At 71.0% G+C, this 21,097-nt stretch carries 23 protein-coding genes; 7 read left to right on the top strand and 16 right to left on the bottom strand.

What is annotated here, in order from left to right; all coding sequences use genetic code 11:
• From ACFQVD_RS13010 to ACFQVD_RS12950, 13 genes are all read right to left on the bottom strand, one after another.
• Nucleotides 1–2,760, bottom strand: coding sequence for a helix-turn-helix transcriptional regulator (locus ACFQVD_RS13010; RefSeq protein WP_343974169.1), 2,760 nt, complete (start codon nucleotides 2,758–2,760; stop codon nucleotides 1–3).
• Nucleotides 2,761–2,926: 166 nt separating this feature from the next.
• On the bottom strand, nucleotides 2,927–4,576 hold the full coding sequence (ptsP, locus tag ACFQVD_RS13005) for a phosphoenolpyruvate--protein phosphotransferase (RefSeq protein WP_343974172.1): 1,650 nt from the start codon (nucleotides 4,574–4,576) through the stop codon (nucleotides 2,927–2,929).
• Entirely contained in the window at nucleotides 4,569–4,853 is a 285-nt protein-coding gene (locus ACFQVD_RS13000; protein ID WP_030904431.1) for an HPr family phosphocarrier protein, read from the bottom strand. Before ACFQVD_RS13000 ends, ptsP begins: the two co-directional genes overlap by 8 nt.
• A gap of 180 nt (nucleotides 4,854–5,033) precedes the next feature.
• Nucleotides 5,034–6,068 (bottom strand): zinc-dependent dehydrogenase, encoded by a 1,035-nt coding sequence (locus ACFQVD_RS12995; RefSeq protein ID WP_386271191.1) that lies wholly within the window; start codon nucleotides 6,066–6,068, stop codon nucleotides 5,034–5,036.
• Nucleotides 6,065–6,535, bottom strand: a complete 471-nt coding sequence (locus ACFQVD_RS12990) for a PTS sugar transporter subunit IIA (RefSeq protein WP_343982482.1) — start codon at nucleotides 6,533–6,535, stop codon at nucleotides 6,065–6,067. The genes ACFQVD_RS12995 and ACFQVD_RS12990 overlap by 4 nt, the downstream gene beginning before the upstream one ends.
• Nucleotides 6,516–6,824: a PTS lactose transporter subunit IIB gene (locus ACFQVD_RS12985; RefSeq protein WP_386271189.1), complete on the bottom strand. Its 309-nt coding sequence runs from the start codon at nucleotides 6,822–6,824 to the stop codon at nucleotides 6,516–6,518. The genes ACFQVD_RS12990 and ACFQVD_RS12985 overlap by 20 nt, the downstream gene beginning before the upstream one ends.
• A 42-nt stretch (nucleotides 6,825–6,866) precedes the next feature.
• Complete coding sequence (gene mtlA, locus ACFQVD_RS12980) at nucleotides 6,867–8,003, bottom strand: mannitol-specific PTS transporter subunit IIC (protein ID WP_386271187.1); 1,137 nt, start codon at nucleotides 8,001–8,003, stop codon at nucleotides 6,867–6,869.
• A 79-nt stretch (nucleotides 8,004–8,082) separates the two neighbouring features.
• Nucleotides 8,083–9,024 carry a 1-phosphofructokinase gene (gene pfkB, locus ACFQVD_RS12975; protein WP_386271185.1) on the bottom strand — a complete coding sequence of 314 codons (942 nt, stop codon included), beginning with the start codon at nucleotides 9,022–9,024 and terminating at the stop codon, nucleotides 8,083–8,085.
• Entirely contained in the window at nucleotides 9,021–9,782 is a 762-nt protein-coding gene (locus ACFQVD_RS12970) for a DeoR/GlpR family DNA-binding transcription regulator (protein WP_386271183.1), read from the bottom strand. The genes pfkB and ACFQVD_RS12970 overlap by 4 nt, the downstream gene beginning before the upstream one ends.
• A 208-nt stretch (nucleotides 9,783–9,990) precedes the next feature.
• Nucleotides 9,991–10,533: an RNA 2'-phosphotransferase gene (locus ACFQVD_RS12965; protein ID WP_343960971.1), complete on the bottom strand. Its 543-nt coding sequence runs from the start codon at nucleotides 10,531–10,533 to the stop codon at nucleotides 9,991–9,993.
• A 64-nt stretch (nucleotides 10,534–10,597) separates the two neighbouring features.
• The gene (locus ACFQVD_RS12960; protein ID WP_343960974.1) at nucleotides 10,598–11,041 is read right to left on the bottom strand and encodes a type II toxin-antitoxin system PemK/MazF family toxin; all 444 of its coding nucleotides are present in this window, start codon (nucleotides 11,039–11,041) and stop codon (nucleotides 10,598–10,600) included.
• Nucleotides 11,042–11,162: 121 nt separating this feature from the next.
• Nucleotides 11,163–11,360, bottom strand: coding sequence for a DUF5302 domain-containing protein (locus tag ACFQVD_RS12955; RefSeq protein ID WP_343960976.1), 198 nt, complete (start codon nucleotides 11,358–11,360; stop codon nucleotides 11,163–11,165).
• A 221-nt stretch (nucleotides 11,361–11,581) separates the two neighbouring features.
• Entirely contained in the window at nucleotides 11,582–11,764 is a 183-nt protein-coding gene (locus tag ACFQVD_RS12950) for a hypothetical protein (RefSeq protein WP_343960978.1), read from the bottom strand.
• 88 nt (nucleotides 11,765–11,852) lie between these two features.
• Here ACFQVD_RS12950 and ACFQVD_RS12945 point away from each other — a divergent pair, with 88 nt between their 5' ends.
• Together ACFQVD_RS12945 and ACFQVD_RS12940 are read left to right on the top strand one after the other, a co-directional pair.
• Entirely contained in the window at nucleotides 11,853–12,290 is a 438-nt protein-coding gene (locus ACFQVD_RS12945; protein WP_343960980.1) for a MarR family winged helix-turn-helix transcriptional regulator, read from the top strand.
• Between the two features lie 22 nt (nucleotides 12,291–12,312).
• Complete coding sequence (locus ACFQVD_RS12940) at nucleotides 12,313–12,540, top strand: HGxxPAAW family protein (protein WP_343960983.1); 228 nt, start codon at nucleotides 12,313–12,315, stop codon at nucleotides 12,538–12,540.
• Here ACFQVD_RS12940 and ACFQVD_RS12935 read toward each other — a convergent pair whose 3' ends face one another.
• The 3 genes from ACFQVD_RS12935 to ACFQVD_RS12925 form a co-directional block, all read right to left on the bottom strand.
• Complete coding sequence (locus ACFQVD_RS12935; RefSeq protein ID WP_343960985.1) at nucleotides 12,541–12,885, bottom strand: anti-sigma factor antagonist; 345 nt, start codon at nucleotides 12,883–12,885, stop codon at nucleotides 12,541–12,543.
• 82 nt (nucleotides 12,886–12,967) lie between these two features.
• Nucleotides 12,968–13,639 carry a response regulator gene (locus ACFQVD_RS12930; RefSeq protein ID WP_343960987.1) on the bottom strand — a complete coding sequence of 224 codons (672 nt, stop codon included), beginning with the start codon at nucleotides 13,637–13,639 and terminating at the stop codon, nucleotides 12,968–12,970.
• Nucleotides 13,639–15,321 (bottom strand): sensor histidine kinase, encoded by a 1,683-nt coding sequence (locus ACFQVD_RS12925; protein ID WP_343960989.1) that lies wholly within the window; start codon nucleotides 15,319–15,321, stop codon nucleotides 13,639–13,641. Before ACFQVD_RS12925 ends, ACFQVD_RS12930 begins: the two co-directional genes overlap by 1 nt.
• 89 nt (nucleotides 15,322–15,410) lie before the next feature.
• On the opposite strand from ACFQVD_RS12925, the gene ACFQVD_RS12920 reads away from it, so the two are divergent.
• The 5 genes from ACFQVD_RS12920 to ACFQVD_RS12900 all read left to right on the top strand — a co-directional run bounded on the left by ACFQVD_RS12920 (nucleotide 15,411) and on the right by ACFQVD_RS12900 (nucleotide 21,083).
• Nucleotides 15,411–16,766 (top strand): cation:dicarboxylate symporter family transporter, encoded by a 1,356-nt coding sequence (locus ACFQVD_RS12920; protein WP_343960991.1) that lies wholly within the window; start codon nucleotides 15,411–15,413, stop codon nucleotides 16,764–16,766.
• Between the two features lie 266 nt (nucleotides 16,767–17,032).
• On the top strand, nucleotides 17,033–17,791 hold the full coding sequence (locus tag ACFQVD_RS12915; protein ID WP_343960994.1) for an SDR family NAD(P)-dependent oxidoreductase: 759 nt from the start codon (nucleotides 17,033–17,035) through the stop codon (nucleotides 17,789–17,791).
• Nucleotides 17,792–17,793: 2 nt separating this feature from the next.
• Nucleotides 17,794–19,143, top strand: a complete 1,350-nt coding sequence (locus ACFQVD_RS12910) for a class-II fumarase/aspartase family protein (RefSeq protein ID WP_343960996.1) — start codon at nucleotides 17,794–17,796, stop codon at nucleotides 19,141–19,143.
• The gene (locus ACFQVD_RS12905; RefSeq protein ID WP_343960998.1) at nucleotides 19,136–20,083 is read left to right on the top strand and encodes a thiamine pyrophosphate-dependent dehydrogenase E1 component subunit alpha; all 948 of its coding nucleotides are present in this window, start codon (nucleotides 19,136–19,138) and stop codon (nucleotides 20,081–20,083) included. Before ACFQVD_RS12910 ends, ACFQVD_RS12905 begins: the two co-directional genes overlap by 8 nt.
• Entirely contained in the window at nucleotides 20,076–21,083 is a 1,008-nt protein-coding gene (locus ACFQVD_RS12900; protein WP_343961000.1) for an alpha-ketoacid dehydrogenase subunit beta, read from the top strand. The genes ACFQVD_RS12905 and ACFQVD_RS12900 overlap by 8 nt, the downstream gene beginning before the upstream one ends.
• The last annotated feature ends 14 nt before the right edge of the window (nucleotides 21,084–21,097 follow it).

Here is a 21,097-nt window from a genome sequence, read left to right as displayed (position 1 = left end):
TCAGGACATCAGCCGCACCAGCTCCACCCGCGAGCGGATGTCGAGCTTGGTGAAGATGTTCCTGAGGTGGTGCTCGACGGTCCTCGGACTCAGGAAGAGCCGGGCCGCCACCTCCCGGTTGGTGGCGCCGTCCGCGACGATCCGCGCGATCTGGTACTGCTGCGCCGTGAGTTTCCCGGTGGCCCCGGGGTGGGACGACCTGACGGCCTCCCCGGCCCCGCGCAGCTCGGTGCGGGCCTGCTCGGCCCAGAGGCGCGCGCCGAACCGCTCGAACGTCTCCAGGGCGCTGTGCAGATGCTCCCTGGCCGCGCCGGGGCGCCGGTTCCTGCGCAGGGCACTGCCGAAGAGCAGCTGGGTGCGGGCCGTCTCGAACTCGGAGAAACCCTGGTGGTGCAGGTCGAGCGCCGCTCTGAAGTACTCCTCGGCGTCTCCGGGGGCGGCCAGGAGCGCGTGACAGCGCGTGGCGAGCGCGCGTCGGTCGGGGCTGCGGGTGCTGCCCACCCAGCCGTCCAGCACCCGCAGGGCCCTCTCGGCCGCCTGCCGGTCGCCGGTGCGGGCGGCGGCCTCGACGAAGTGGGGCGTCGATATGACCCGCACCACGAGGTGGCCGCCTGCCCCGCCCGATCCGGACGTGGCCCGCAGCCGCTTGGCCGCGTCGGCGTGGCGTCCCGCCGCGAGGTCGAGGTGGGCCAGCGCCCAGTTGCCGAGTGCCCCCGCCACCCCCAGGCCGTGGGCGCCCGCCAGCTCGATGGCGCTCGCCGCCCTGATCGCGCACGTCTCCTCGTCGCCCTCGACGGCCGCGGTGAGCGCGAGCCATCCCAGGTGCTGGCCCGCGCTGTTGGGCCTGCCGCGTTCCTGGGCTATCCGGAGTCCCTCGACGGCGCTGGCGGCGATGGAGGCGTAGCGGCCCATCCAGATCTCGGCCTGGATCATGAACTCCAGTACCTGGGGCACCGTGGAGACCGCCCCGAGCGCGCGCGCCGTCTCCACCGCCCGGCCGAACAGCCGCTGCGCCTGCGCGTCGTCACCCAGCAGCAGGCCGGCCACGCCCGCCCACACCAGCACCGACGGGGTACGCACCGAGGGCGCGAGCTCCAGCACCCGGCGGAGCGGATCGGCCGCCTCCCGGTGACGGCCGCCGAAGGTCGCCGCCGTACCGGCCAGATACTCGAACATCAGCTGGGTGGCCGCCGGGTCGTCCGGGCGGCGCAGCGCGGCGGCCCGCCGCGCTATGTCCAGGTAGCGAACGTTGTCGCCGGCCAGATAGCTCGCCTCGCCCGCGCGGATGAACACCCGGACGGCCTGTCCCCGATCCCTGTCCAGTAGCGACTCGGCCGCCGACATCAGGTCGTCCCCGGCGCTGCCGGTCTTCCCGCTGCGCAGCTCCAGGTTGCCGCGGATCAGCTCGGCCTGGCTCCGTACCTCCTCGGAGATGGTCAGCGAGTGCAGGCGGGCCAGCAGCGACCGGGTGCGCCTGGGCAGCCCGGCACGCCACGCGCGGTTGGCGGCGGCGGCCAGGCGCGCGGCCTTGACGTCGCCGTGCGCGGTCAGTTCGGCCGCCCGCTCGAAGGCGAGGAAGGAGGCCGGATGGCCTCCCTGGAGGTCCGCCGCCGCGGCGGCCGCGGCCAGTTCGTCGGCCAGTGACTCGTCGGGGCCGTCCATCGCCTCGGCCCGATGCCAGGCGCGCCGCAGCCGCTGGTGGTCGTGGCGCAGCACGCCGGCGAGCAGGCGGTGCGCCGTTCGGCGCCCGGCAAGCGAGGAACCGGCGTAGACCACGGCCCGCATCGCGGGCTCACGGAAGTCGTAGCGGTCGCCGGCGGCGTCGGCGACGCGGACGATCACGCCCGCCCTCTCCGCCGGTTCGAGCACGGTCAGCGCGCAGCGCGGCTTCGCGGCCTCGAGCAGGGTGACCGTCTCCAGGTCGGGGTCGGCCGCGAGCAGCAGGAGCATGTCCGCGGTGTCGCCGGGCAGCCGCGCCAACCGGTCGGCGTACGCGCGCCAGAGCCGCCCGCCCCTCGGCAGCGTCTCGGGCGGCGCGACGGCGCCGGAGAGCTGCTCGGGACTGAGCGACCGGGCGAGTTCTCCGAGCGCGAGCGGGTTGCCGCAGGCGATCTCCAGCAGCGACGCCCGCACGTCATCGGCCAGTTCCGGCGCCAGGTCGTCCGCCAGTCGCCCGGCCGCCTCCTTGTCCAGGGCGCTCAGCTCGAAGGCCGGTATGTCGTCGGGGACCGCGGTGCCGTCGTCGGCACCGAACAGTAGTACCACCGCCTCCCCTGTCAGCCGCCTGGCCGCGAAGAAGAGCGCCTCGCGGCTGGGCGCGTCGAGATGGTGAACGTCGTCGACGCAGGCCAGCACCGGGCCGTCGAGGGCCACCAGGAGATTGAGCACCGCGGCGGGAAGCGCCAGCCCGCCGTCCACCGCGCCCAGTTCCAGTGCTCGCGCCAGCGCCACGGCCTGTGCCGGGGGCAGCGCGGGCAGCCGGTCGGCGACCGGCCGGAGCAGTCCGTGCAGCCCGGCGCAGGGCAGGTGCGACTCCGCCTCGGTGCCGCGTGCCCTGAGCACGGCGAAGTCGCCCGACTCGCCCGCGCGCTCAGCCGCGACATCGAGCATCGCGGTCTTTCCCGTTCCCCGTGCCCCCCGCAGGATCAGCGCGCCTCCCGATCCGTCGCGCGCGGCGTCGAGAAGTCGCAACAGTGCGTCCTGCTCCGCGTCACGGCCGTGCAGTGCCGGTGACCGGATGACGGGGGAGGGTGAGGGCATGTCCCAGTGTTACGCGCGTATGTCGCGCCTGGAAAGGGCCGGGGCGGGGTCTCCGCCGGCCCGCACCGGTGCCCCGGCACCTTCCGGGGAGAACACCGGTGATTTCACCGATGCGTGCCGGGGAAACGGGCCGGAGGGAGGGGGTCTCCGGCCCGTTTCAGGGGGGTCACCAACCCGGGAGGATCATCTTTCTGGCCTGCCCGGGGTCGTCCGCGCCCAGGGCGAGCCGGGCGTTGTCGCGGCACTGCGCCAGGGAGTGCGCGGCGAGGCTCTCCCGCACCGCGGGCACGCTGGGCGCCGACATCGACAGACTGGTGACGCCCAACCCGACCAGGACCGTCGCCAGGAGCGGGTCCGCCGCCGCCTCGCCGCACACGCCGACGGGCTTGCCCACCGCCTGCCCGGCCGCGGCGCAGTCGGCGATCAGCTGGAGCAGCGCCGCCTGCCAGGGGTCGAGCAGGTCGGCGAGATCTCCGTGCTGCCGGTCGGAGGCGAATGTGTACTGACTCAGGTCGTTGGTGCCGATGCTCAGGAAGTCGAGCTCCTTCAGCAGGCGTTCGGCGCGCAGCGCGGCGGCGGGGACCTCCACCATCGCCCCGACGCGGGCGATTCCCCGGGCGCGGGCCCGCCCGGCGAAGTCGGCCGCCTCGCCCACCGTCGTCACCATGGGCGCCATCACCCACGGCTCGGCCCCGCTCTGGCGCGCGGCCTCGGCGATGGCGTCGAGCTGGGTGTCGAGCACCTCGGGCCTGACCCGGGACACCCGCAGCCCCCGCACGCCCAGCGCCGGGTTGGTCTCTTCGGCCAGCCCGAGGAACGGCAGCGGCTTGTCGGTGCCCGCGTCAAGGGTGCGGACCACGACGTGCCCGCCGGGCGCGGCGCGGAAGACCGCGGCGTAGGCGGCCACCTGCTCCTCATAGCCCGGCTCCTCACGCCGGTCCAGGAAGAGGAACTCCGTACGGAACAGTCCCACTCCCTCGGCGTCCACCCCCTGCGGTGCGAGGTCGGCCGCGGAGCCGATGTTGAGCAGCAGCTTGACCGGGTGGTCGTCGGAGGTCCGGCCGGGGCCCCGGCTCGTGCTCGTCCGGCGGCGTTCGGCCTCCGCCAGGCGCTGGATCTCGGCGGCGGCCTCCTCGCCGATGCCGACCTCCACCTCGCCCCGCAGACCGTCGACGGACACCCACGTCCCCTCGCCGACCTCGCTCACCTCCCGGCAGGCGACCACGGCGGGCAGGCCGCGGGCGCGGGCCAGGATGGCGGTGTGGCTGGTCGGACCACCCCGTGAGGTGACGAGGGCGAGAACGCTGTCGGGGTCCAGGTTCACCGTGTCGGCGGGGGAGAGATCCTCGGCGATCAGGACGAAGGGATGACCGGGGGTGGGCACCCCGGGGACGGGTAGGCCGAGCACCGCCGCGACGGCCCGGTTACGGACGTCGTCGAGGTCGGCGGCTCGCTCGGCGATGTAACCGCCCGCCGCCAGCAGTGCGCGCCGATGATGGGCGCATGCCTCGTCGATGGCGTGCGCGGCGTCCTTGCCCGACCTGACGGCGGCCTCCACGGACTCGTGCAGACCGGGGTCGTCGGCGATGAAGGACTGCGCCTCCAGGATCGCCCGCGCGTCGGCGTCGGGCGCCTTCTCGGCCCGCTCCGCCAGTTCGGCGGCGGTGGCTCGCAGCGCGTCCAGTGCCCGGCCGAGTTCGGCGTCGGCGTCGGCGACCGGCGTGGGGGCCGGCAGCTCCGGCGGGGCCGCCATCCGGCAGACTCGCCCGGCGGCCCGCCCCGGGCTCACGCCCAGGCCCTTGAGCGTCTCAGCCATGCGGTGTCTCTTCGGCGTCGAGGTCGCGGGCGAGCAGGTCGGCGAGGGAGTCGAGTGCCTCGTCGGCTCCCGGTCCCTCCGCGTCCAGGGTGACCTCCGTGCCGTGCGTCGCGCCCAGCGCCAGCACGGCGAGCATGCTGTTGGCGGGTACGGGTTTGCCTTCCCCGACACGGATGCGGACGGGCATCCCCTGCTTGGCCGCGGCCTGCACGAAGATCTTCGCGGGCCGGGCGTGCAGGCCCGTGCTTGAGGCGATGACCACTGTCCTCTCCGGCATCTCCGGTTCTCCTTCTGCGTGTTCTGCGAGTGGTGTGAGCTTGCGCCGGCCCTCCCGCCGGATCCGGCGGGAGGCGGGCGGGGCACCCCGATGTGGATCGGGGTGCCCTCCGGCGGCTCCCCGGTATGGCCTTTCGCTCCTGCCCGGCCCGAAGGCCCGAAGCTCCGGGGGCCGGGGCGGTCAGGGTTCGATGGTGACCTTGATGGCCTCGCCCCTGCTGACGATGTCGATCCCCTCCAGAACCTCCGCGAGCGGCAACCGATGCGTGATCAGATCGGAGACCGGCACCGAACCGTCGGCGATCAACCCCAGAGCCCGCGCGTTGTGCGCGGGACTGGACCCGTTCGCCCCCACGATGGTCAACTCCCGGTAGTGCACCAGATTGGAGTCACACCCGATGATCGGATTGTCCTTGGGCAGACCACCGAAGAAACTGATCCGCCCCTGACGGGCCGCCATCCGCAACGCCTGCTCCTGGGCCGCCCCCGAGGCCGCGGCGGTGATGACGACATCGGCGCCCCTGTCCTCGGTCAGCTTGAGCACCTGCTCGACCACGTCCTGGCCGTGCACCGCCGCGTCCGGGGCGACCAGAGCGGCGGCCATCTCCAGCCGCTCGGCGTTGATGTCGACCAGGAAGACCCGGCCCGCGCCGCGCGAGCGGGCCAGCCGCACGTGCAGGCAGCCGATCGGGCCCGACCCCATGATCACCACGTCGTCGCCCTCGCCGACCCGGGCCAGTTCCTGGCCGTTGAGCACACAGGCCAGCGGCTCGGCCACCGAGGCCTCGGCGAAACCGACCCCGTCAGGGATCCGGTTGACGCCGTCGACCGCGAGCACCTTGGCCGGGATGATCATGTAGTCGGCGAAACCGCCGTCGTAGTGATACCCCATCGACTCCTGGTTCGGGCACACCGTCATCCGGCCCCGCAGGCACTCGGCGCAGCTGCCGCACGGGATCGCGGCGATCACCTGCACCCGCTCGCCCGCAACCCATCCGCTCACCCCCTCGCCGACCTCGGCGACCTCACCGGCGATCTCGTGCCCCATGACCCTGGGCGGCCGGATGTGGTGATGACCGTGTCTGGAGATCTTCACATCCGTGCCGCAGGTCGAGCAGTTGCGCACACCGATCTTGATCTCACCCGGTCCGGCGACGGGCTCCGGCGCCTCCTCGACGCGGATATCGCCGGGAGCGTAGAAACGGGCGACCTTCACTGTGCTTCGTCCCCTTCGTTGGGTTGCAGCAGCCCGACCACCTGGGCGACCTCGGTCGCCTCGCGAAGGGCCCGGGCCTGCTCGGGATCCATCAGGATCTGGGCGAGTTCGGCCAGCAGCCGCACATGACCATCGCCCTTGGCCGCGATACCGATACACACCGTGACCTGCTCGCCGTCCCAGTCGACGCCCTGGGGAAAGCGCAGCACGCAGATCGCGTCATGGTGAACGGCGTCCTTCGCGGCCAGGGTGCCGTGCGGGATGGCGACCCCTTCGCCGACGTAGGTGGAGATCGAACGCTCCCGCTCCAGCATCGCGGCGATATAGGAGCTTTCCACCGCGCCCACCTCGAGCAGCGCCTGACCGCACTGGCCGATCGCGTCATCACGGCCGGTGGCGGAGGCCTCCAGCAGGATGGCGCGTGGGTCCAGCGGTAGTGGCGCGGCCTCAGGCATCGACGATGCCACCGTTCTTGATCGTGTTGATCAGCCTGGTCACCGCCGGGTCCCCGATGAAGACCTGGAAGGAGACCAGTACCTTCTCCGGGGCGCCGGCCCGGGCCCGGCCGGCCAGACCCGCATGACAGAGAACCACATCGGCATCGGCCGGAATCGAGTTGACCGGGGTGTGCTCGACCTGGACATTGTGGCTTTTCAACTGCTTGCGCAACTGGGTGGCCAGCATCACGCTGCTGCCCATCCCCGCGTCACACGCCACGATGATCTTACGGATGTCCTTGCTGTCGATACTGGGCACCGCTCAGACCTCCTTCAGGACGGATACGCTCTTGGCCACCGCTCAGGCCTCCTTGAGGGTGGGCGCACCCTCGGACCCGGCGACGCCCTCGCCCTCGCCCTGGCCCTGGCCTTCGCCTTCGCCTTCGCCCTCGTCCTTGCCGCGGCCGAAACCGAGCAGGACCGAGGCCACCGCGAAGGACACCGCGGTCGCGGCGAAGATCCCGGCCAGCACCCCGAACCAGCCACCCTTGGGCGTCACCGCCAGGTAGGCGAAGATACTGCCCGGCGAGGCCGCCGACACCAGACCCGCACCGGTCATGATGAAGACCAGGATGCCGGTGGCGCCACCGGCGATGACCGCCAGGATCAGCCGGGGCTTCATCAGCACATACGGGAAGTAGATCTCATGGATCCCGCCCAGGAAGTGAATGATGATCGCCGCCGGGGTGCTGGGACGCAGCAGACGCGGCCCGAAGAACATGTAGGCCAGCAACAACCCCAGGCCCGGGCCGGGGTTGGACTCCAGCATGAACAGGATCGACTTACCGAACTGGGTCACCTCGTTGGCGCCCAGCGGGGTCAGCACCCCGTGATTGATCGCGTTGTTGAGGAACAACACCTTGGCCGGCTCGATCAGGATCGAGGCCAGCGGCAGCAGGTTGGACTCCACCAGCCAGCCCACCGCGTTGCCGGCCGCGGTGGTGACCGCCGAGACGACCGGGCCGATGCCCCACACACCCACCAGGGCCATCGCGCCGCCGACGATACCGGCGCTGAAGTTGTCGACCAGCATCTCAAAGCCGGCCTTGATCCGGTCGGCGAGGAAGGCGTCGATGAGCTTGATCAGGAACGCCGCCAGCGGCCCCATGATCATCGCGCCGAGGAACATCGGGTTCTCCGCGCCCACCACGACACCCATGGTGGCCACCGCGCCGACCACCGCACCCCGCTGGCCATGGACCATCCGCCCGCCGGTATAACCGATCAGGACGGGCAGCAGCGTGGTGATCATCGGCCCGACCAGAGCCGCCAGGCTCTCGTTCGGCAGCCAGCCGGTCGGGATGAACAAGGCGGTGATCAGACCCCAGGCGATGAACGCCCCGATGTTCGGCATGATCATCCCGGCCAGATACCCGCCGAAACGCTGGATCTTCGCTTTCACCCCGGTTCCGGTGATGGTGGGGGTGTATTCGCTCATGTGATTGTGCTCCTTCCGGGGCGGCCGGCCCCCAAGGAAAAGAGGGGAGACCGGCCAGGGGGGTGGATCCGCGCCGCTGTCAGCCCCCGGACCGCAGCGGCAGGGTGGGATCGGCGGCGATGACACGCACGTCATCACGCCGAATGTCATCAGGGCCGGGCATCCGGCTGCCCGGCAGCCCGACCGCGGCGGTCGCCCAGGCCAGCGCCTCGACCAACGCCTCCTGCCCGCACGCGCCGGCGGCCAGGAACCCCGCCAGCATCGCGTCACCGGCACCAACCGAACTACGCGGCTCGGCCAGCGCGCACCGGCCGAACCACACCTGATCGCCTTGCAACAAAATCGCGCCGTCGGCGCCCAGACTGGCCAGCACCGTGCCCGCGCCCCGGGCCCGCAGACTTTCGGCCGCCTTGATCGCATCCCCCAGGCAGGAGATGACCATGCCGGTGGCCTCGCTCAACTCCTCCCGGTTGGGCTTGACCAGGGCCGGAGCCTGGGTGAGCGCGTGAACGAACGCAGGCCCGCTGGTGTCGACCGCGACGTTGATCCCGGCCCCGGTGAAACGCTCACACAGGCGGGCATAGACATCGACGGGCACCCGCGGCGGCAGACTCCCCGAGGCCACCACCCAGTCCGCCGAGCCGGCCGCACCGAGCACCGCGGCGGCCAGAGCCTCCAGCTCGGCCGGCGACAACGCCGTCCCCGGCTCGTTGATCTTCGTGACCGTGCCGTCCGGCTCGGCCAGCGCGACATTGGAACGGGTGGCCCCGGCCACCGGCACGGTGACCATCTCGATCCCCTCGGCCGACAGCAGGCTCACCAGCCGCCGCCCCTCGTCCCCGCCGAAGGGCACCACCGCACACGAGCGGACCCGGTTGGCCAGCAACGCCCGCGAGACGTTGACCCCCTTGCCGCCGGGGTCCAGATGCGTCGCGGCCGCCCGGATCACCGCCCCGCGCCGCAGCGAGGCCACCTCGATCGTGCGATCCAGGCTGGGATTGAGGGTCAAGGTGACGATCACGCCCGGATCACCTCGGGCCCGGCCGCGGCCAGCTCGGCCGCCACCCCGCTGTCGAGACCCATGTCACTGATCACCACATCGATCTCCTGGAGCGCGGCGAACCGGGCCAGATAGGTGTTGGCGAACTTGGTGTGATCGGCCAGCAGCACGCAGCGCTGCGCCGCGGTGACCATCGCCCGCTTGATCGCGGCCTCGGCCGGATCCGGGGTCGTCAGCCCCTTGGCCACCGAACAGCCGTTGGCCGCCATGAACGCCACGTCCACGTGCAACTCGGCCAACGGCCGCAGCGCCCAGTCATCAACGGTGGCCAGGGTCCGCCCCCGCACCCGCCCCCCCAGCATGATCACCGTCAGGTTCGCGCGGGTGGCCAGCGCGGTGGCCAGCGGCGGGGAGTTCACGATCACGGTCAGCTCCCGGTCGGTCGGCAGCGCCTGTGCGAGCCTTCCGGTTGTCGAGCCGGCGTCGATGATGATCGCGCCGTCCTCGGGAAGCTCGGCCAGCGCCGCCTTGGCGATGCACTCCTTCTCCGCGATCATCACCTCGTCGCGGGCGGCCAGCTCGGGTTCGAAACCGAGGCGCTCGACCGGGATCGCCCCGCCGTGCACGCGCCGCAGCACCCCCGAGCGTTCCAGTGCGGTCAGGTCCCGGCGGATCGTCTCGGTGGTGACGGCGAACTCCTCCGAGAGCGTCACCACGTCCACACGTCCGATGGTTCGCGCTCGGCGCAGGATCTCCTGCTGCCGCTCCTCGGCGTACATGCTGTTGATTCACCGCCGTTTCCATGTTGTTTCAGCTTTATTTACACCCGAATATGTTGGAAGGTCAATGGTTGGCTTCCGTCAGGCTGAGTCGAGCACGAAAAACCTAGGTGTTTACCTGGAGTGCGGGCACACATGGCCGGAGGGTACGGACGCCCGAGATCTTTGGGGTGCGCTGGAAACGGTGCCCCTCGCCGTGGGAGGTCCCTCAGCCGGGAAACGAGATGTGGGCGGACGGCACGTGGGCGGTCAGCCAGACGCCGTTGGCACTGACCTGGAACTCGTGACCCGCCCGGTGCATCTCACCTGAGCGGACGACCAGCACGACCGGCCTGCCCCGGCGCGCACCCACCCGGGTCGCGGTTTCCCGATCGGGGGAGAGGTGCACCGCGTGCCGGGTCATCGGCCGCAGGCCGTCCTTCCTGATGGCGGCCACGCGTGAGCCCACCGTTCCGTGGAACAGGACCTCGGGCGGCTCGACCGCGGGAAGGTCCAGGGCGACCTCGACCGAGTGGCCCTGGTTGGCGCGGATCCGGTCACCCTCGATGGTGAAGCGCCGCTTGTCGTTGCCCGCGACCACCTGCGCGAGCTCGTCGCGGGTGATCACCAAGCCGTGCCGCGCGGCGGCGGCGAGCAGGGCGTCGATGTCCGCCCACCCCTGCGGGTCGAGGACCAGCCCGATGCGCTCGGGCTGGTGCCGGAGATGCGCGGAGAGATATTTGGAGACTCGAACCAGTCGTTTGTTGTCCATGGAACAACAGGATGCTGACTCGCCCGCCGCTTTTCGGCGGGTTCGCGTGGGGTGTCTCCCGGCCTCAGCCGTCGGCGGCCCAGCCGTGGGTGCGCTTGAGCACAGCGGCCACGCGGGCGAAGCGCTCGGCGTCGAGGACGGAGCCCTCCCGCCGGATGTCGTCCTCGTCGAGAGCGAAGATCCGGTCGAGACGCAGGTAGGAGACGCGGTTCTCCCGGTCCCAGCGGCCGGGGCCGAGCTCCAGCCAGTCGCTCGGATCGCCGTTGCCACCTCGGCTGGACAGCATCAGCGCGAGCAGCTTGTGCCCGTGGCGGCCGACGACCAGCAGCGGCCGGTCCTTGCCGCGGTTCGGGTCCTCCTCGTAGGGGACCCAGGCCCAGACGATCTCGCCGGGGTCGGCGAGCCCGTCGAGGTCGGGGGAGTAGTTCAGGGTCGCCGCCCGGTCGACACGGTAGACCTCGCTGACCGCGCCTCGAACCGGTCGGGGGTCCTCGCCAAGATCACGCACAGACGCAGCCTATTGCAGGCACACGGCGCCTTTCAAAGGGGGGGGCGGTGCCGCCCGCTGGCCGGACGCCAGCCGGGCGGCGATCGGTCCGGGGCATCCGGACCCGGTTCGGGTGCGCGGCTCAGCCGCCACTCTTGCGGCGGAAGGAGCGCTTGGCCGCAGCCGGGCCGTGAGCACCGTGGATCTTCGAGGCGTTCTTCCCCTTGCCCCCGGCGTTCGCGTCCGCCTGGGCGAGCTTCTTGCGCTCCAGGGCCTCGCGGAACTTACGCTTCAGTTCGTCGTCGGAACTCTCCGGCTCCTCCGGCGTGACGTCAGACATGCAGACCTCCTGATCTGGCCGATCCGGCTGATCCGGGCGGACGGTCCCACCCTGGCCAACCGGACCTCATCCTCTCATGTTTCGAACATGGATCCGGCTGGCCGGAACGCGTCGCGGGCCTGGCCGCGAGGGCCGGTCGCCGACGGTGCTCGCGACGGCGCCCGCGGCGGTGCCTTCGGCGGCGGCCGGGACGTGTGGTGACCGGGGAGGGGGCACTCCCTCTAGTTCAGGTCCATGGCCATCAGCAGCAGCAGTCCGGCGAGGTGGCCGACGACCACGAAGACGATCACGAAGATGAAGACGAACTTCGCCGGGCCGTGCTCGAAGTTACGGCCCTCCTTGAGCGCGGGTCGCGTGGCCTGGCGCTCGGCGATCCGCTCCTCGATCGACTTGCTGTGAAACATGGGGATCCTTTGCTCGCCGATGCTTGGGGCGATAATAGTTTGTGTATTAATTATCGTACTATGTCGGGTGGAGGTGCGTGTGAGTGACATGACTGATCCGCTAAGTCTGGAGAGCCAGGTGTGTTTCGCCCTGGCGGTCGCCTCGCGCAACGTCATCGGGGTCTACCGGCCGCTGCTGGAGCCGATGGGGCTGACCCACCCCCAGTATTTGGTCATGCTCGCCCTCTGGGAGCAGGCGCCGCTGTCGGTCAAGGAGCTGAGCAAGCTACTGAGACTCGACCCCGGTACGCTGTCCCCGCTGCTGAAGCGTCTCGAGGCCGTTGGCTACATCCGGAGGCAGCGTGACGGCCAGGACCAGCGTGTCCTGGCAGTCTCGCTCACGCCGGAGGGCCGAGGGCTGCGGGACGAGGCGGAGAAGGTTCCGCCGGCGATCGTCAGGCGTCTGGGAACGAACCTGGAGGAGCTCCAGGAGCTCCACCGGTCGCTGAACCGGGTGATCGCCGCGGCGGACGGCGCGCATCACTGATTCATGTGGAGAGGAAAGGCTCATGGCTGGAAGCCACGGAGGAAGTCCCAAGTCTTGGCTTGCGGTGATCATCATTCTGCTGGGGTTCACCGTGGGAGGCGTGGCCCTGTGCCTCGGCCCCAACTGGATGCTCTTCTGGATCGGGACCGGGATCGTCGCGATCGGTGGAGTGGTCGCTCTGGCGGTCGACATCTTCTCGGATGTCATCATCGACGCCCCTCGGGTGCCGCTGGACAACGGCAACAGCTGATCAGACCTCCTGCAGCGCCTCCTCGACAGAGGTGAAGACCTCGAAGGAGGGGCGCAGGCCGGTGATGGCGAGAATGCGCTCCAGGGTGCCGTGCACGCCGACGAGCGCAAGACGGACACCCAGAGCGCGACTCCGCTGGAGCACCAGGATCAGCTCCGCGACCCCGGTGGAGTCGCAGAAGGTGAGCCCCGTGACATCGGCCACGATCAGAGAAGGCGCTTCGACCTCCCAGGCGTTCTCCATCTCCAGGCGGAGGACAGGGGCGTGCCGGTAGTCGAGCTCTCCGAGCACCTGGACGACGAACACCGTCCCGAACAGGTTCGATGAGGCCGTGAAAAAGGTCATGGCTGGCTCCTTTGCCCGCAGGTGGCAGGGCGGGCTGTCCTTTTTCCTACCAGGTCCGGCGCCGCCGTGCTCCCGGAGGGCGTCAAACGACCCGGTAGAGCAGCTCGGGCCGTCCGACCCCACCGTACTGGGGAACCCGGCGGGTGATTCCGCTCTCCGTCAGATGCTCCAGGTAGCGGCGGGCGGTCACCCGGGAGACGCCGATCGCAGCCCCGGTGGTCTGGGCCGACAGGCCGCCGGGAGATTTGCGTAGCTCCGCCAGCACGGCGTCGAGAGTGGCCTGGGTCATCCCCTTGGGCAGGAGGCTCTGCGCCGGACCCCGCAGCGCCGCCAGGGTGCGGTCCACCTCGCCTTGGCCGCTGGCCTCTCCCAGGCCCTCCACCGAGGAGCGGAACTCCGCGTAGTGGGTGAGCTTCTCCTTGAGCGAGGCGAAGGTGAACGGCTTGAGCAGATACTGGGCCACACCGACGGAGACCGCGGACCTGACCACCGACAGGTCCCGTGCGGAGGTGACCGCTATGACGTCCGACATCACGCCCGCCGCCCGCAGCGTCCGGCACACCTCAAGACCGTGCACGTCGGGCAGGTAGAGGTCGAGCAGGATCAGATCGACCGGGTGGTGCCGTAGGAAGCGCAGTGCCTCCCCGCCGGATCTGGCCACCCCCGCCACCCGGAAGCCGGGCACCCGCTCCACGAAGACCCGGTTCGCCTCGGCGGTGATCTCCTCGTCCTCGACCACCAGTACCGAGATCATCACATTTCCTTTCCGCGCAGCGGCAGCCGTACGGTGAACACCGCGCCCGCCCCGCTCTCCAGGACGGTGCTCTCCAGGACGGTGCTCTCCAGGACGGTGCTCTCCGGGATGGTACGGGCCGTCCCCGTCGCATGGGGCGGTCGTACCGGGTGACCGACCTCGATCGTTCCGCCCAGGCGGCGGACCGCCTGGCCGACCATGGCCAGCCCGAGGCCGCGGCCGTCGCCCTTGGTGGTCCATCCCCTGCGGAAGGCCTCGCCCGCCGTCGCGGGGTCGAGCCCCGGGCCGCTGTCGGCCACGCTGATCACGAAGGCCGTCTCGTCGGCGCGCAGCCGCACCTCCACCCGGGCGGGAGGGGTTCCCGCCGTGGCGGCTTCGGCCGCGTTGTCTATCAGGTTGCCGACGATCGTCACCAGATCGCGGGTGTCCAGGCCGAGGTCGTCGAGCTCGCTGTCCGCGGTGATCGCCAGCTCCACCCCCCGTTCCCCGGCCTCGGCGCTCTTGCCCAGCAGCAGCGCGGCGAGCACGGGTTCGCGTACGGCGCCCACCACCCGGTCGGTGAGCTGCTGTGCGGCCCTGATCTCCGCGGTCGCGAACGCCACGGCCTGCTCGGCGCGGCCAAGCTCGACGAGGGTGATGACCGTGTGAAGCCGGTTGGCCGACTCGTGCGCGGCGGCCCGCAGGGAGTCGGCGAAGCCGCGCTCGGCGTCCAGCTGCCCGGCCAGGGACTGCAGCTCGGTGTGGTCGCGGAGGGTGACCACGGTGCCGAGCGAGCGGTTGCCTGAGCGGACCACCGCCGCGTTCACCACCAGCGTCCGCTCCCCGGTCATATGGATCTCGTCGGTGCGGTTCTCGGCCGTCGAGAGCCGCTCGCCCAGTGCGGTGGGAAGGCCCAGCTCGGTGACGTGCCGTCCGTTCACCTCGCCCGCGAGGCCCAGGAGCTCCCGGGCGCCGTCGTTGCAGAGCGTCACCCTGCCCGCGTCGTCGACGAGCAGCAGCCCCTCCCGTACGGCGTGCAGGATCGCGTCGTGGTACTCGTACATCCGGCTCAGCTCGGTGGGGCCCATGCCGTGGGTCTGGCGGCGTAGCCGGGCCCCGACCAGGTAGGTGCCCACCCCGCCGAGGGACAGGCCGAGCAGGCCGATCAGCGCGGCGCCGGCGATCTGGCCGCGGAGCCTGACGCTGATCTTGTTGATCGTGATGCCCGCGCTGACCAGGGCCCTCACCCGGCCGCGGTCATCACGGACCGGGGCGACGGCGCGGACCGAGGGGCCGAGGGTGCCGGTGTAGGTCTCGGTGAAGACCTGCCCGGCCAGGGCGGGTGCGGTGTTGCCGAGGAAGCGGTGGCCGATCTGGGCCGGGTTGGGATGCGTGTAGCGCACGCCGTCCAGGCTCATGATCGTGATGAAGTCGACCCCGGTCTCCCGCCTCACCCGTTCCGCGTACGGCTGCAGGGCCGTCGAGTCGCCCAGGGAGGCGAGGACGGAGGGGGAGTCGGCCACGCTGACCGTCACCGCTCTGGCGGTGCCGACGGCCTCCTCGACGAGCAGGTCGCGCATCTGCAGGAAGGCGAGCAGCGCACCACCGATCACGGTGACGCCCACGACGACGATCTGCAGCGCCAGCATCTGCCTGGCCAGGCTCCAGCCACGCACCTGTCTGGAAAGCTCCCGCAAGTTCACGAACGAAATGTACGCAATGGTGACTTAGATCACAGCGTCGACGGATAGTCGCTCGACCGGATTTTTCTTCTACCACGGTGGAGACACGCATGAGCGCGGCCCGAGATAGAACACACTACCTGTACATAGCCGTGATCGCCGCTGTGGTCGCCGGAGTCACGGTCGGGCTCGTCGCCCCCGATCTCGGCAAGGAGCTGAAGCCACTCGGCACCGCCTTCGTCGCCCTGATCAAGATGATGATCAGCCCGATCATCTTCTGCACCATCGTGCTCGGCGTCGGATCCGTCACCAAGGCCGCCAAGGTCGGCAAGGTCGGTGGTCTCGCGCTCGGCTACTTCCTCGCCATGTCGACGGTCGCGCTGGGCATCGGCCTGCTCGTGGGCAACCTGATCGACCCGGGGCAGGGCCTCGCGCTCACCGACGAGCTCCGCAAGGCCGCCGAGGCCGAGGCGGCCAAGGGCGGCGAGAGCGACACGGTGACGTTCCTGCTCGGGATCATCCCCACCACGCTGGTCTCGGCGTTCACCGAGGGCGAGGTGCTGCAGACCCTTCTCGTCGCGCTGCTCGCCGGGTTCGCCCTGCAGGCGATGGGCGAACGCGGCAGGCCCGTGCTGAACGGCATCGCGCACATCCAGCGGCTCGTCTTCCGGATCCTCGCCATGATCATGTGGGCCGCCCCCGTCGGCGCCTTCGGCGCGATGGCCGCGGTCGTCGGCGCCACCGGCGTGGACGCGCTCAAGAGCCTCGGCGTCATCATGCTCGCCTTCTACGTGACCTGCCTGCTCTTCGTGTTCGTCGTCCTCGGCCCGATGCTCTGGCTGGTGGCGCGGATCGGGCTGCTCTCGCTCCTGCGCTACCTGGGCAGGGAGTTCCTGCTGATCCTGTCGACCTCGTCGTCGGAGTCGGCGCTGCCGCGCCTGATCGCCAAGATGGAGCACCTCGGCGTGAGCCGGCCGGTCGCCGGGATCACCGTGCCGACCGGCTACTCCTTCAACCTGGACGGCACCGCCATCTACCTCACCATGGCCACGCTGTTCGTCGCGAGCGCCACCGGCGCGCCGCTCTCCTTCGGAGAGCAGATCTCCCTGCTGGTCTTCATGATGATCGCGTCGAAGGGCGCGGCCGGGGTCACCGGCGCCGGCCTGGCCACCCTCGCCGGGGGCCTGCAGTCCCACCGCCCCGACCTGGTCGACGGCGTCGGTCTCATCGTCGGCATCGACCGTTTCATGTCCGAGGCGCGGGCGCTGACCAACTTCGCGGGCAACGCGGTCGCCACGGTCCTGGTCGGCACCTGGACCGGCGAGTTCGACCGGGAGCGCGCGGCCGAGGTACTGGCGGGGAGGGTCCCGTTCGACGAGACGACCCTCCTGGACGACGACGATGACGGCGGCGACACCCCGCCGCCCGCCGCGCGCTCGGACGACCCGGTGATGTCACCGGCATAGCGGGAATCCGGGCGGCCGGCGTACGGGCCGGTGCCGGACACTTGTCTCGGGGGAGCGAGTGTCCGGCACCGGCCCGTATCCGTACCGGAACGCCCAGGTGAGCCCCGCGACTTCCGGGCGCACACCGGTCCGTGGAAGCGCTGCGGAGCGGGTTAACACCAGAAAAATTTCGCAATAAAAACGATTGACCGACCTCTTGTCCGTTTTGTGAGGCCACTGCTACATTCCCAGTCAATCGTTTGACCAACCAAAGGGGATCCTCGGGGATGGCTGTCACGATCGACCTGACGGGGCGCACGGCGCTCGTCACCGGTGCCGCGGGAGGTCTGGGTTTCGGATGCGCCCAGGCGCTGGCCGAAGCGGGAGCCGACCTCGTCGTCTCCGATCTCGCAGGGCCGCGGCTCACCGAGGCCGCCTCCTCTCTTGGGGCGCGCGAGTGGGCCACCGACCTCACCGACCCCGGCCAGGCGGTGGCGCTGGCCGAGGGGATCGGCCGGATCGACATCCTGGTGAACTGCGCGGGGGTCATGCGCACCACGCCCCTGCTGGATGTGTCGCCGGAGGAGTGGCGGCGCGTCGTCGACGTCAACCTCAATGGCGCCTTCTGGATCACCCAGGCCGTCGGGCGCCGGATGGTCGAGCAGGGCGGCGGGTCCATTGTGACCCTCGCCTCCGTCGCCGCCCGCTCGGGGCGGCCCAACGCCGCCCACTACTCGGCGACCAAGACCGCGCTGCTGTCGCTGACCAAGTCGGCCGCGGAGGCCTTCGCGCCGGTGCGGGTCAACGCGGTCTGCCCAGGGATCTTCCTCACCCCCATGTGGGACGGAATCATCGCCGATCGTGACGCCCGCTTCGGCCCGGACGCGGGCGCGCACTATCTCAAGGAGGTCAGCGACCGCTCCCCGCTCCGGCGTCCCGGCCGCCCGGACGAGCTGGCCTCCGCCGTGCTCTTCCTCGCCAGCGACCTCGCGTCGTTCGTCACCGGCCAGGCGCTCAACGTCGACGGCGGACTGGAGATGAACTGACCGTGCAGACCTTCAAGCTGCTGCCCAAGTTGTTCGGCGACGCGGGCATGGCCGATGTCTTCTCCGCCGAACGCACCGTGCTCTCCTGGCTGCGGGTCGAGGCCGCGCTGGCCCAGGCACAGGCCGAGGCGGGGGTGATCGACGAGAGCGACGCCGAGGCCATCATCGGGGCTTGCGTACCGGCCAACATCGACGTCGAGCGCCTCTGGCAGGAAGCCGTCAACGTCGGCTATCCCATCCTCCCGCTGGTGCGCATGATCGCCGCGGCGCTGCCCGAGGGGCCCAACGGCCGCGTGCACTACGGGGCGACCACCCAGGACATCATGGACAGCGGTCTCTCGCTGCAGATGAGGGAGGCGCTGGACCACCTGACCGCGCTGCTGGACGCCTTCGGCGGAGTGCTCGCCGAGCTGGTCGAGGAACACGCGGGCACCGTCGTGGCCGCGCGGACCCACGCCCAGCAGGCCGTGCCCACCACCTTCGGCGCGAAGATGGCGGTGCTGCTCGCCGAGGTCACCCGCCAGCGCCGGCGGCTGCGCACCGCCGCGAGGCAGGTCCCGCTCGTCTCCCTGTTCGGCGCCGGCGGTACCTCCGCCGCGATGGGCGAGCAGGCGGCCGTGGTCAGGAAAGGCGTGGCCTCCCGGCTCGGGTTGGTGCCGACCGACGTGCCCTGGCACGTGGCCAGGGACGGAGTCGCCGAGTTCGGAGTCGTCTGCGCGGGTGTCACGGCGACCGCCGCCAGGTTCGCCCGCGAGATCGTCGACCTGTCCAGGACCGAGGTCGGAGAGGTTCGCGAGGCGGGCGGCCACCATCGCGGCGCGTCCTCCACGATGCCGCAGAAGGCCAACCCGATCGGCTGCGAGGCCATCATCGGGATGTCCGGCACGGCGGGGGCGCTCAGTTCCGCGGTGTTCCGGGCGATGGAGGCGGGCCATGAGCGGGCCGCGGGCGAGTGGCAGGTGGAGTGGTACGTGGTGCCGCAGCTCGCCGAGCTCGCCGCGGGCGCGCTGGCCACGGCCGCGGAGGTGGCCCGGGGGCTGCAGGTCTTCCCCGAGGCGATGCGGAGCAACCTCGGTGCCGAGGGTGGCCTGATCATGGCGGAGGCGTACATGATGCGCCTCGCCCCCGCCCTGGGGCGGGAGCAGGCGCACGATCTGGTCTACAAGGCGGCCCACGAGGCGCGGGCACGCGGTCGCGCGCTCGCCGAGACCCTGCGTGAGGTGGCCGCTCCCGGTGAGCTCGCGAGCCTGGGACCGCTGCCGATGCCTCCCGAGTCCTACCTCGGCGACGCCGAGACGATCTGTGTGACCGCGCTGGCGGCGTGGCGAACCAAGGAGAACGACGATGAGTGAGCGACGGCTCGCGGATCTGCTGGCCATGTGGCGGATCCGGGCCTTCGAGGAGAAGGTGCGCGACCTGCGGCTCGAAGGGCCGATCGTCGGCTCGGTGCACCTGTGCATCGGTCAGGAGGCGATCCCCGTCGGCGCTTGCGACGCCCTGCAAGCCGAGGACGCGCTGTTCGCGACATACCGCGGCCACGGTTGGGCGCTCGCCAGGGGCGTGCCCGCCGAGCCGCTCTTCGCGGAGCTGATGGGCCGGGCCACCGGCGTCAACGGCGGAAGGGGCGGCTCCGCCTACTTCACCGCCGCCGAGTACGGCTTCCACGGCGAGAACTCCATCGTGGGCGCCGGTGCTCCGATCGCCTGCGGCGCGGCGCTCGCCGGCCGGTTCGACGGCTCCGGGCGGGTGGCGGTCACCGTCTTCGGCGACGGTGCGATGAACCAGGGCGCGGTGCACGAGGCGATGAACTTCGCCGCCGCCTTCGACCTCCCGGTGGTCTTCGTGTGCGAGAACAATCGCTACTCGGAGCTGACCCCGATCGCCGACATGGTCCGCGGCGGACGCCTGGCCGACCGGGCCGCCGCCTACGGCATGCCCGGCCATCGCATTGACGGCAATGACGTCGAGGCGGTCCGCTTCCACGTGCGCGACGCCGTCGAGGTCGCCCGCGAGGGCGGCGGACCGACGCTGCTGGAGTGCATGACGGAGCGCATCTCCGGCCATTACATCGGTGACGCGGAAAGCTACCGCAGGCCTGGGGAGATGGACCGGATCAGGCGCAGGGAGCCGATCGCGCGGCTGCGTGAGGGCCTGCTCGCCGACGGTGTTACCGCGGCCGAGATCGACGCGGTCGAGAGCCGCGCGAGGGCCGAGACCGAGGCCGCCGCCGCGGCCGCGCTGGCCGCACCGCTCGCCGACCCCGCGACCGTGATGGAGCACCTCTATGCCTGAGAGCACCGTTTCCGAGACCACCCGCAAACTGTCGTACGGGGAGGCCGTCAACGCGGCGCTGCACCGCCTGATGGAGGAGTTGCCGGAGACGCTCGTCTACGGCGAGGACGTGGGCGTGCCCGGCGGCGTCTTCGGTGTGACGCGGGGCCTGCGCAAGCAGTACGGTGACCGCGCGTTCGACACTCCGATCAGCGAGTCGGCGATCCTCGGCAGTGCCGTGGGCGCGGCCATGATGGGCCGCCGCCCGGTCGTCGAGATCATGTGGGCTGACTTCTCGCTCGTCGCGCTCGACCAGATCGTGAACCAGGCGGCGAACGTCCGCTACGTCTCCGGCGGGCGCCTGGCGGCGCCGCTGACGATCCGCACCCAGCAGGGCAACGGACCGGGCGCGTGCGCGCAGCACTCCCAGTGCCTGGAGGCGCTGTTCCTGCACGTTCCCGGGCTGCGGGTGTGCATGCCGTCCACCCCGCAGGACGCCCACGACCTGCTGGTCACGGCGGTGCACAGTGACGACCCCGTCCTGGTGGTCGAGAACAGGACTCTCTACTTCGGGGCGAAGGAGGAGGTGCGCGTCGGTGGCCCGGTCCTGCCGATGGGCGGCTCGCGGATCCGCCACGAGGGCTCCGACGCCACCGTCGTCACCTGGGGCGCCATGACCTGGCGGGCGGTGGAGGCCGCCAGGAGCCTGGCCATGGAGGGCATCGGGGTCGAGGTGGTCGAGACGCCCTGGCTCAACCCGTTCGACACCGGCGCGGTGGTCGGCAGCGCCCGCCGCACGGGCAGGCTCGCGGTGGTCCACGAGGCCAATGTCACCGGCGGTTTCGGTGCGGAGGTCGTCGCGCGGGTGGTCGGCGCGGGGGTGGTGCTGAAGGCACCCCCGATCCGCGTCGGCACGCCGGATGTCAGAATGCCCGCCGCGCCGGTCCTGGCGCAGGAGCTCGTCCCGGACGCGCGCCGTATCGCGGGCGAGGTGCGAACGCTCGTCCTGGGCGGTTCGTGACAGCGGCCCCGATG

This window comes from Streptosporangium amethystogenes subsp. fukuiense (assembly GCF_042665875.1).
Lineage (GTDB): Bacteria > Actinomycetota > Actinomycetes > Streptosporangiales > Streptosporangiaceae > Streptosporangium > Streptosporangium fukuiense.
The sequence above is the reverse complement of the archived record's forward strand: the minus strand, read 5'-3'. Positions and strand labels throughout refer to the sequence as shown.

Excerpts from the sequence above, each read along its gene's own strand:
- ACFQVD_RS13010 (WP_343974169.1), bottom strand. The coding sequence starts at position 2,760 with ATGCCCTCACCCTCCCCCGTCATCCGGTCACCGGCACTGCACGGCCGT.
- ptsP (WP_343974172.1), bottom strand. The coding sequence starts at position 4,576 with ATGGCTGAGACGCTCAAGGGCCTGGGCGTGAGCCCGGGGCGGGCCGCC.
- ACFQVD_RS13000 (WP_030904431.1), bottom strand. The coding sequence starts at position 4,853 with ATGCCGGAGAGGACAGTGGTCATCGCCTCAAGCACGGGCCTGCACGCC.
- mtlA (WP_386271187.1), bottom strand. The coding sequence starts at position 8,003 with ATGAGCGAATACACCCCCACCATCACCGGAACCGGGGTGAAAGCGAAG.
- ACFQVD_RS12970 (WP_386271183.1), bottom strand. The coding sequence starts at position 9,782 with ATGTACGCCGAGGAGCGGCAGCAGGAGATCCTGCGCCGAGCGCGAACC.
- ACFQVD_RS12965 (WP_343960971.1), bottom strand. The coding sequence starts at position 10,533 with ATGGACAACAAACGACTGGTTCGAGTCTCCAAATATCTCTCCGCGCAT.
- ACFQVD_RS12955 (WP_343960976.1), bottom strand. The coding sequence starts at position 11,360 with ATGTCTGACGTCACGCCGGAGGAGCCGGAGAGTTCCGACGACGAACTG.
- ACFQVD_RS12950 (WP_343960978.1), bottom strand. The coding sequence starts at position 11,764 with ATGTTTCACAGCAAGTCGATCGAGGAGCGGATCGCCGAGCGCCAGGCC.
- ACFQVD_RS12945 (WP_343960980.1), top strand. The coding sequence starts at position 11,853 with ATGACTGATCCGCTAAGTCTGGAGAGCCAGGTGTGTTTCGCCCTGGCG.
- ACFQVD_RS12940 (WP_343960983.1), top strand. The coding sequence starts at position 12,313 with ATGGCTGGAAGCCACGGAGGAAGTCCCAAGTCTTGGCTTGCGGTGATC.
- ACFQVD_RS12935 (WP_343960985.1), bottom strand. The coding sequence starts at position 12,885 with ATGACCTTTTTCACGGCCTCATCGAACCTGTTCGGGACGGTGTTCGTC.
- ACFQVD_RS12930 (WP_343960987.1), bottom strand. The coding sequence starts at position 13,639 with ATGATCTCGGTACTGGTGGTCGAGGACGAGGAGATCACCGCCGAGGCG.
- ACFQVD_RS12920 (WP_343960991.1), top strand. The coding sequence starts at position 15,411 with ATGAGCGCGGCCCGAGATAGAACACACTACCTGTACATAGCCGTGATC.
- ACFQVD_RS12915 (WP_343960994.1), top strand. The coding sequence starts at position 17,033 with ATGGCTGTCACGATCGACCTGACGGGGCGCACGGCGCTCGTCACCGGT.
- ACFQVD_RS12905 (WP_343960998.1), top strand. The coding sequence starts at position 19,136 with ATGAGTGAGCGACGGCTCGCGGATCTGCTGGCCATGTGGCGGATCCGG.
- ACFQVD_RS12900 (WP_343961000.1), top strand. The coding sequence starts at position 20,076 with ATGCCTGAGAGCACCGTTTCCGAGACCACCCGCAAACTGTCGTACGGG.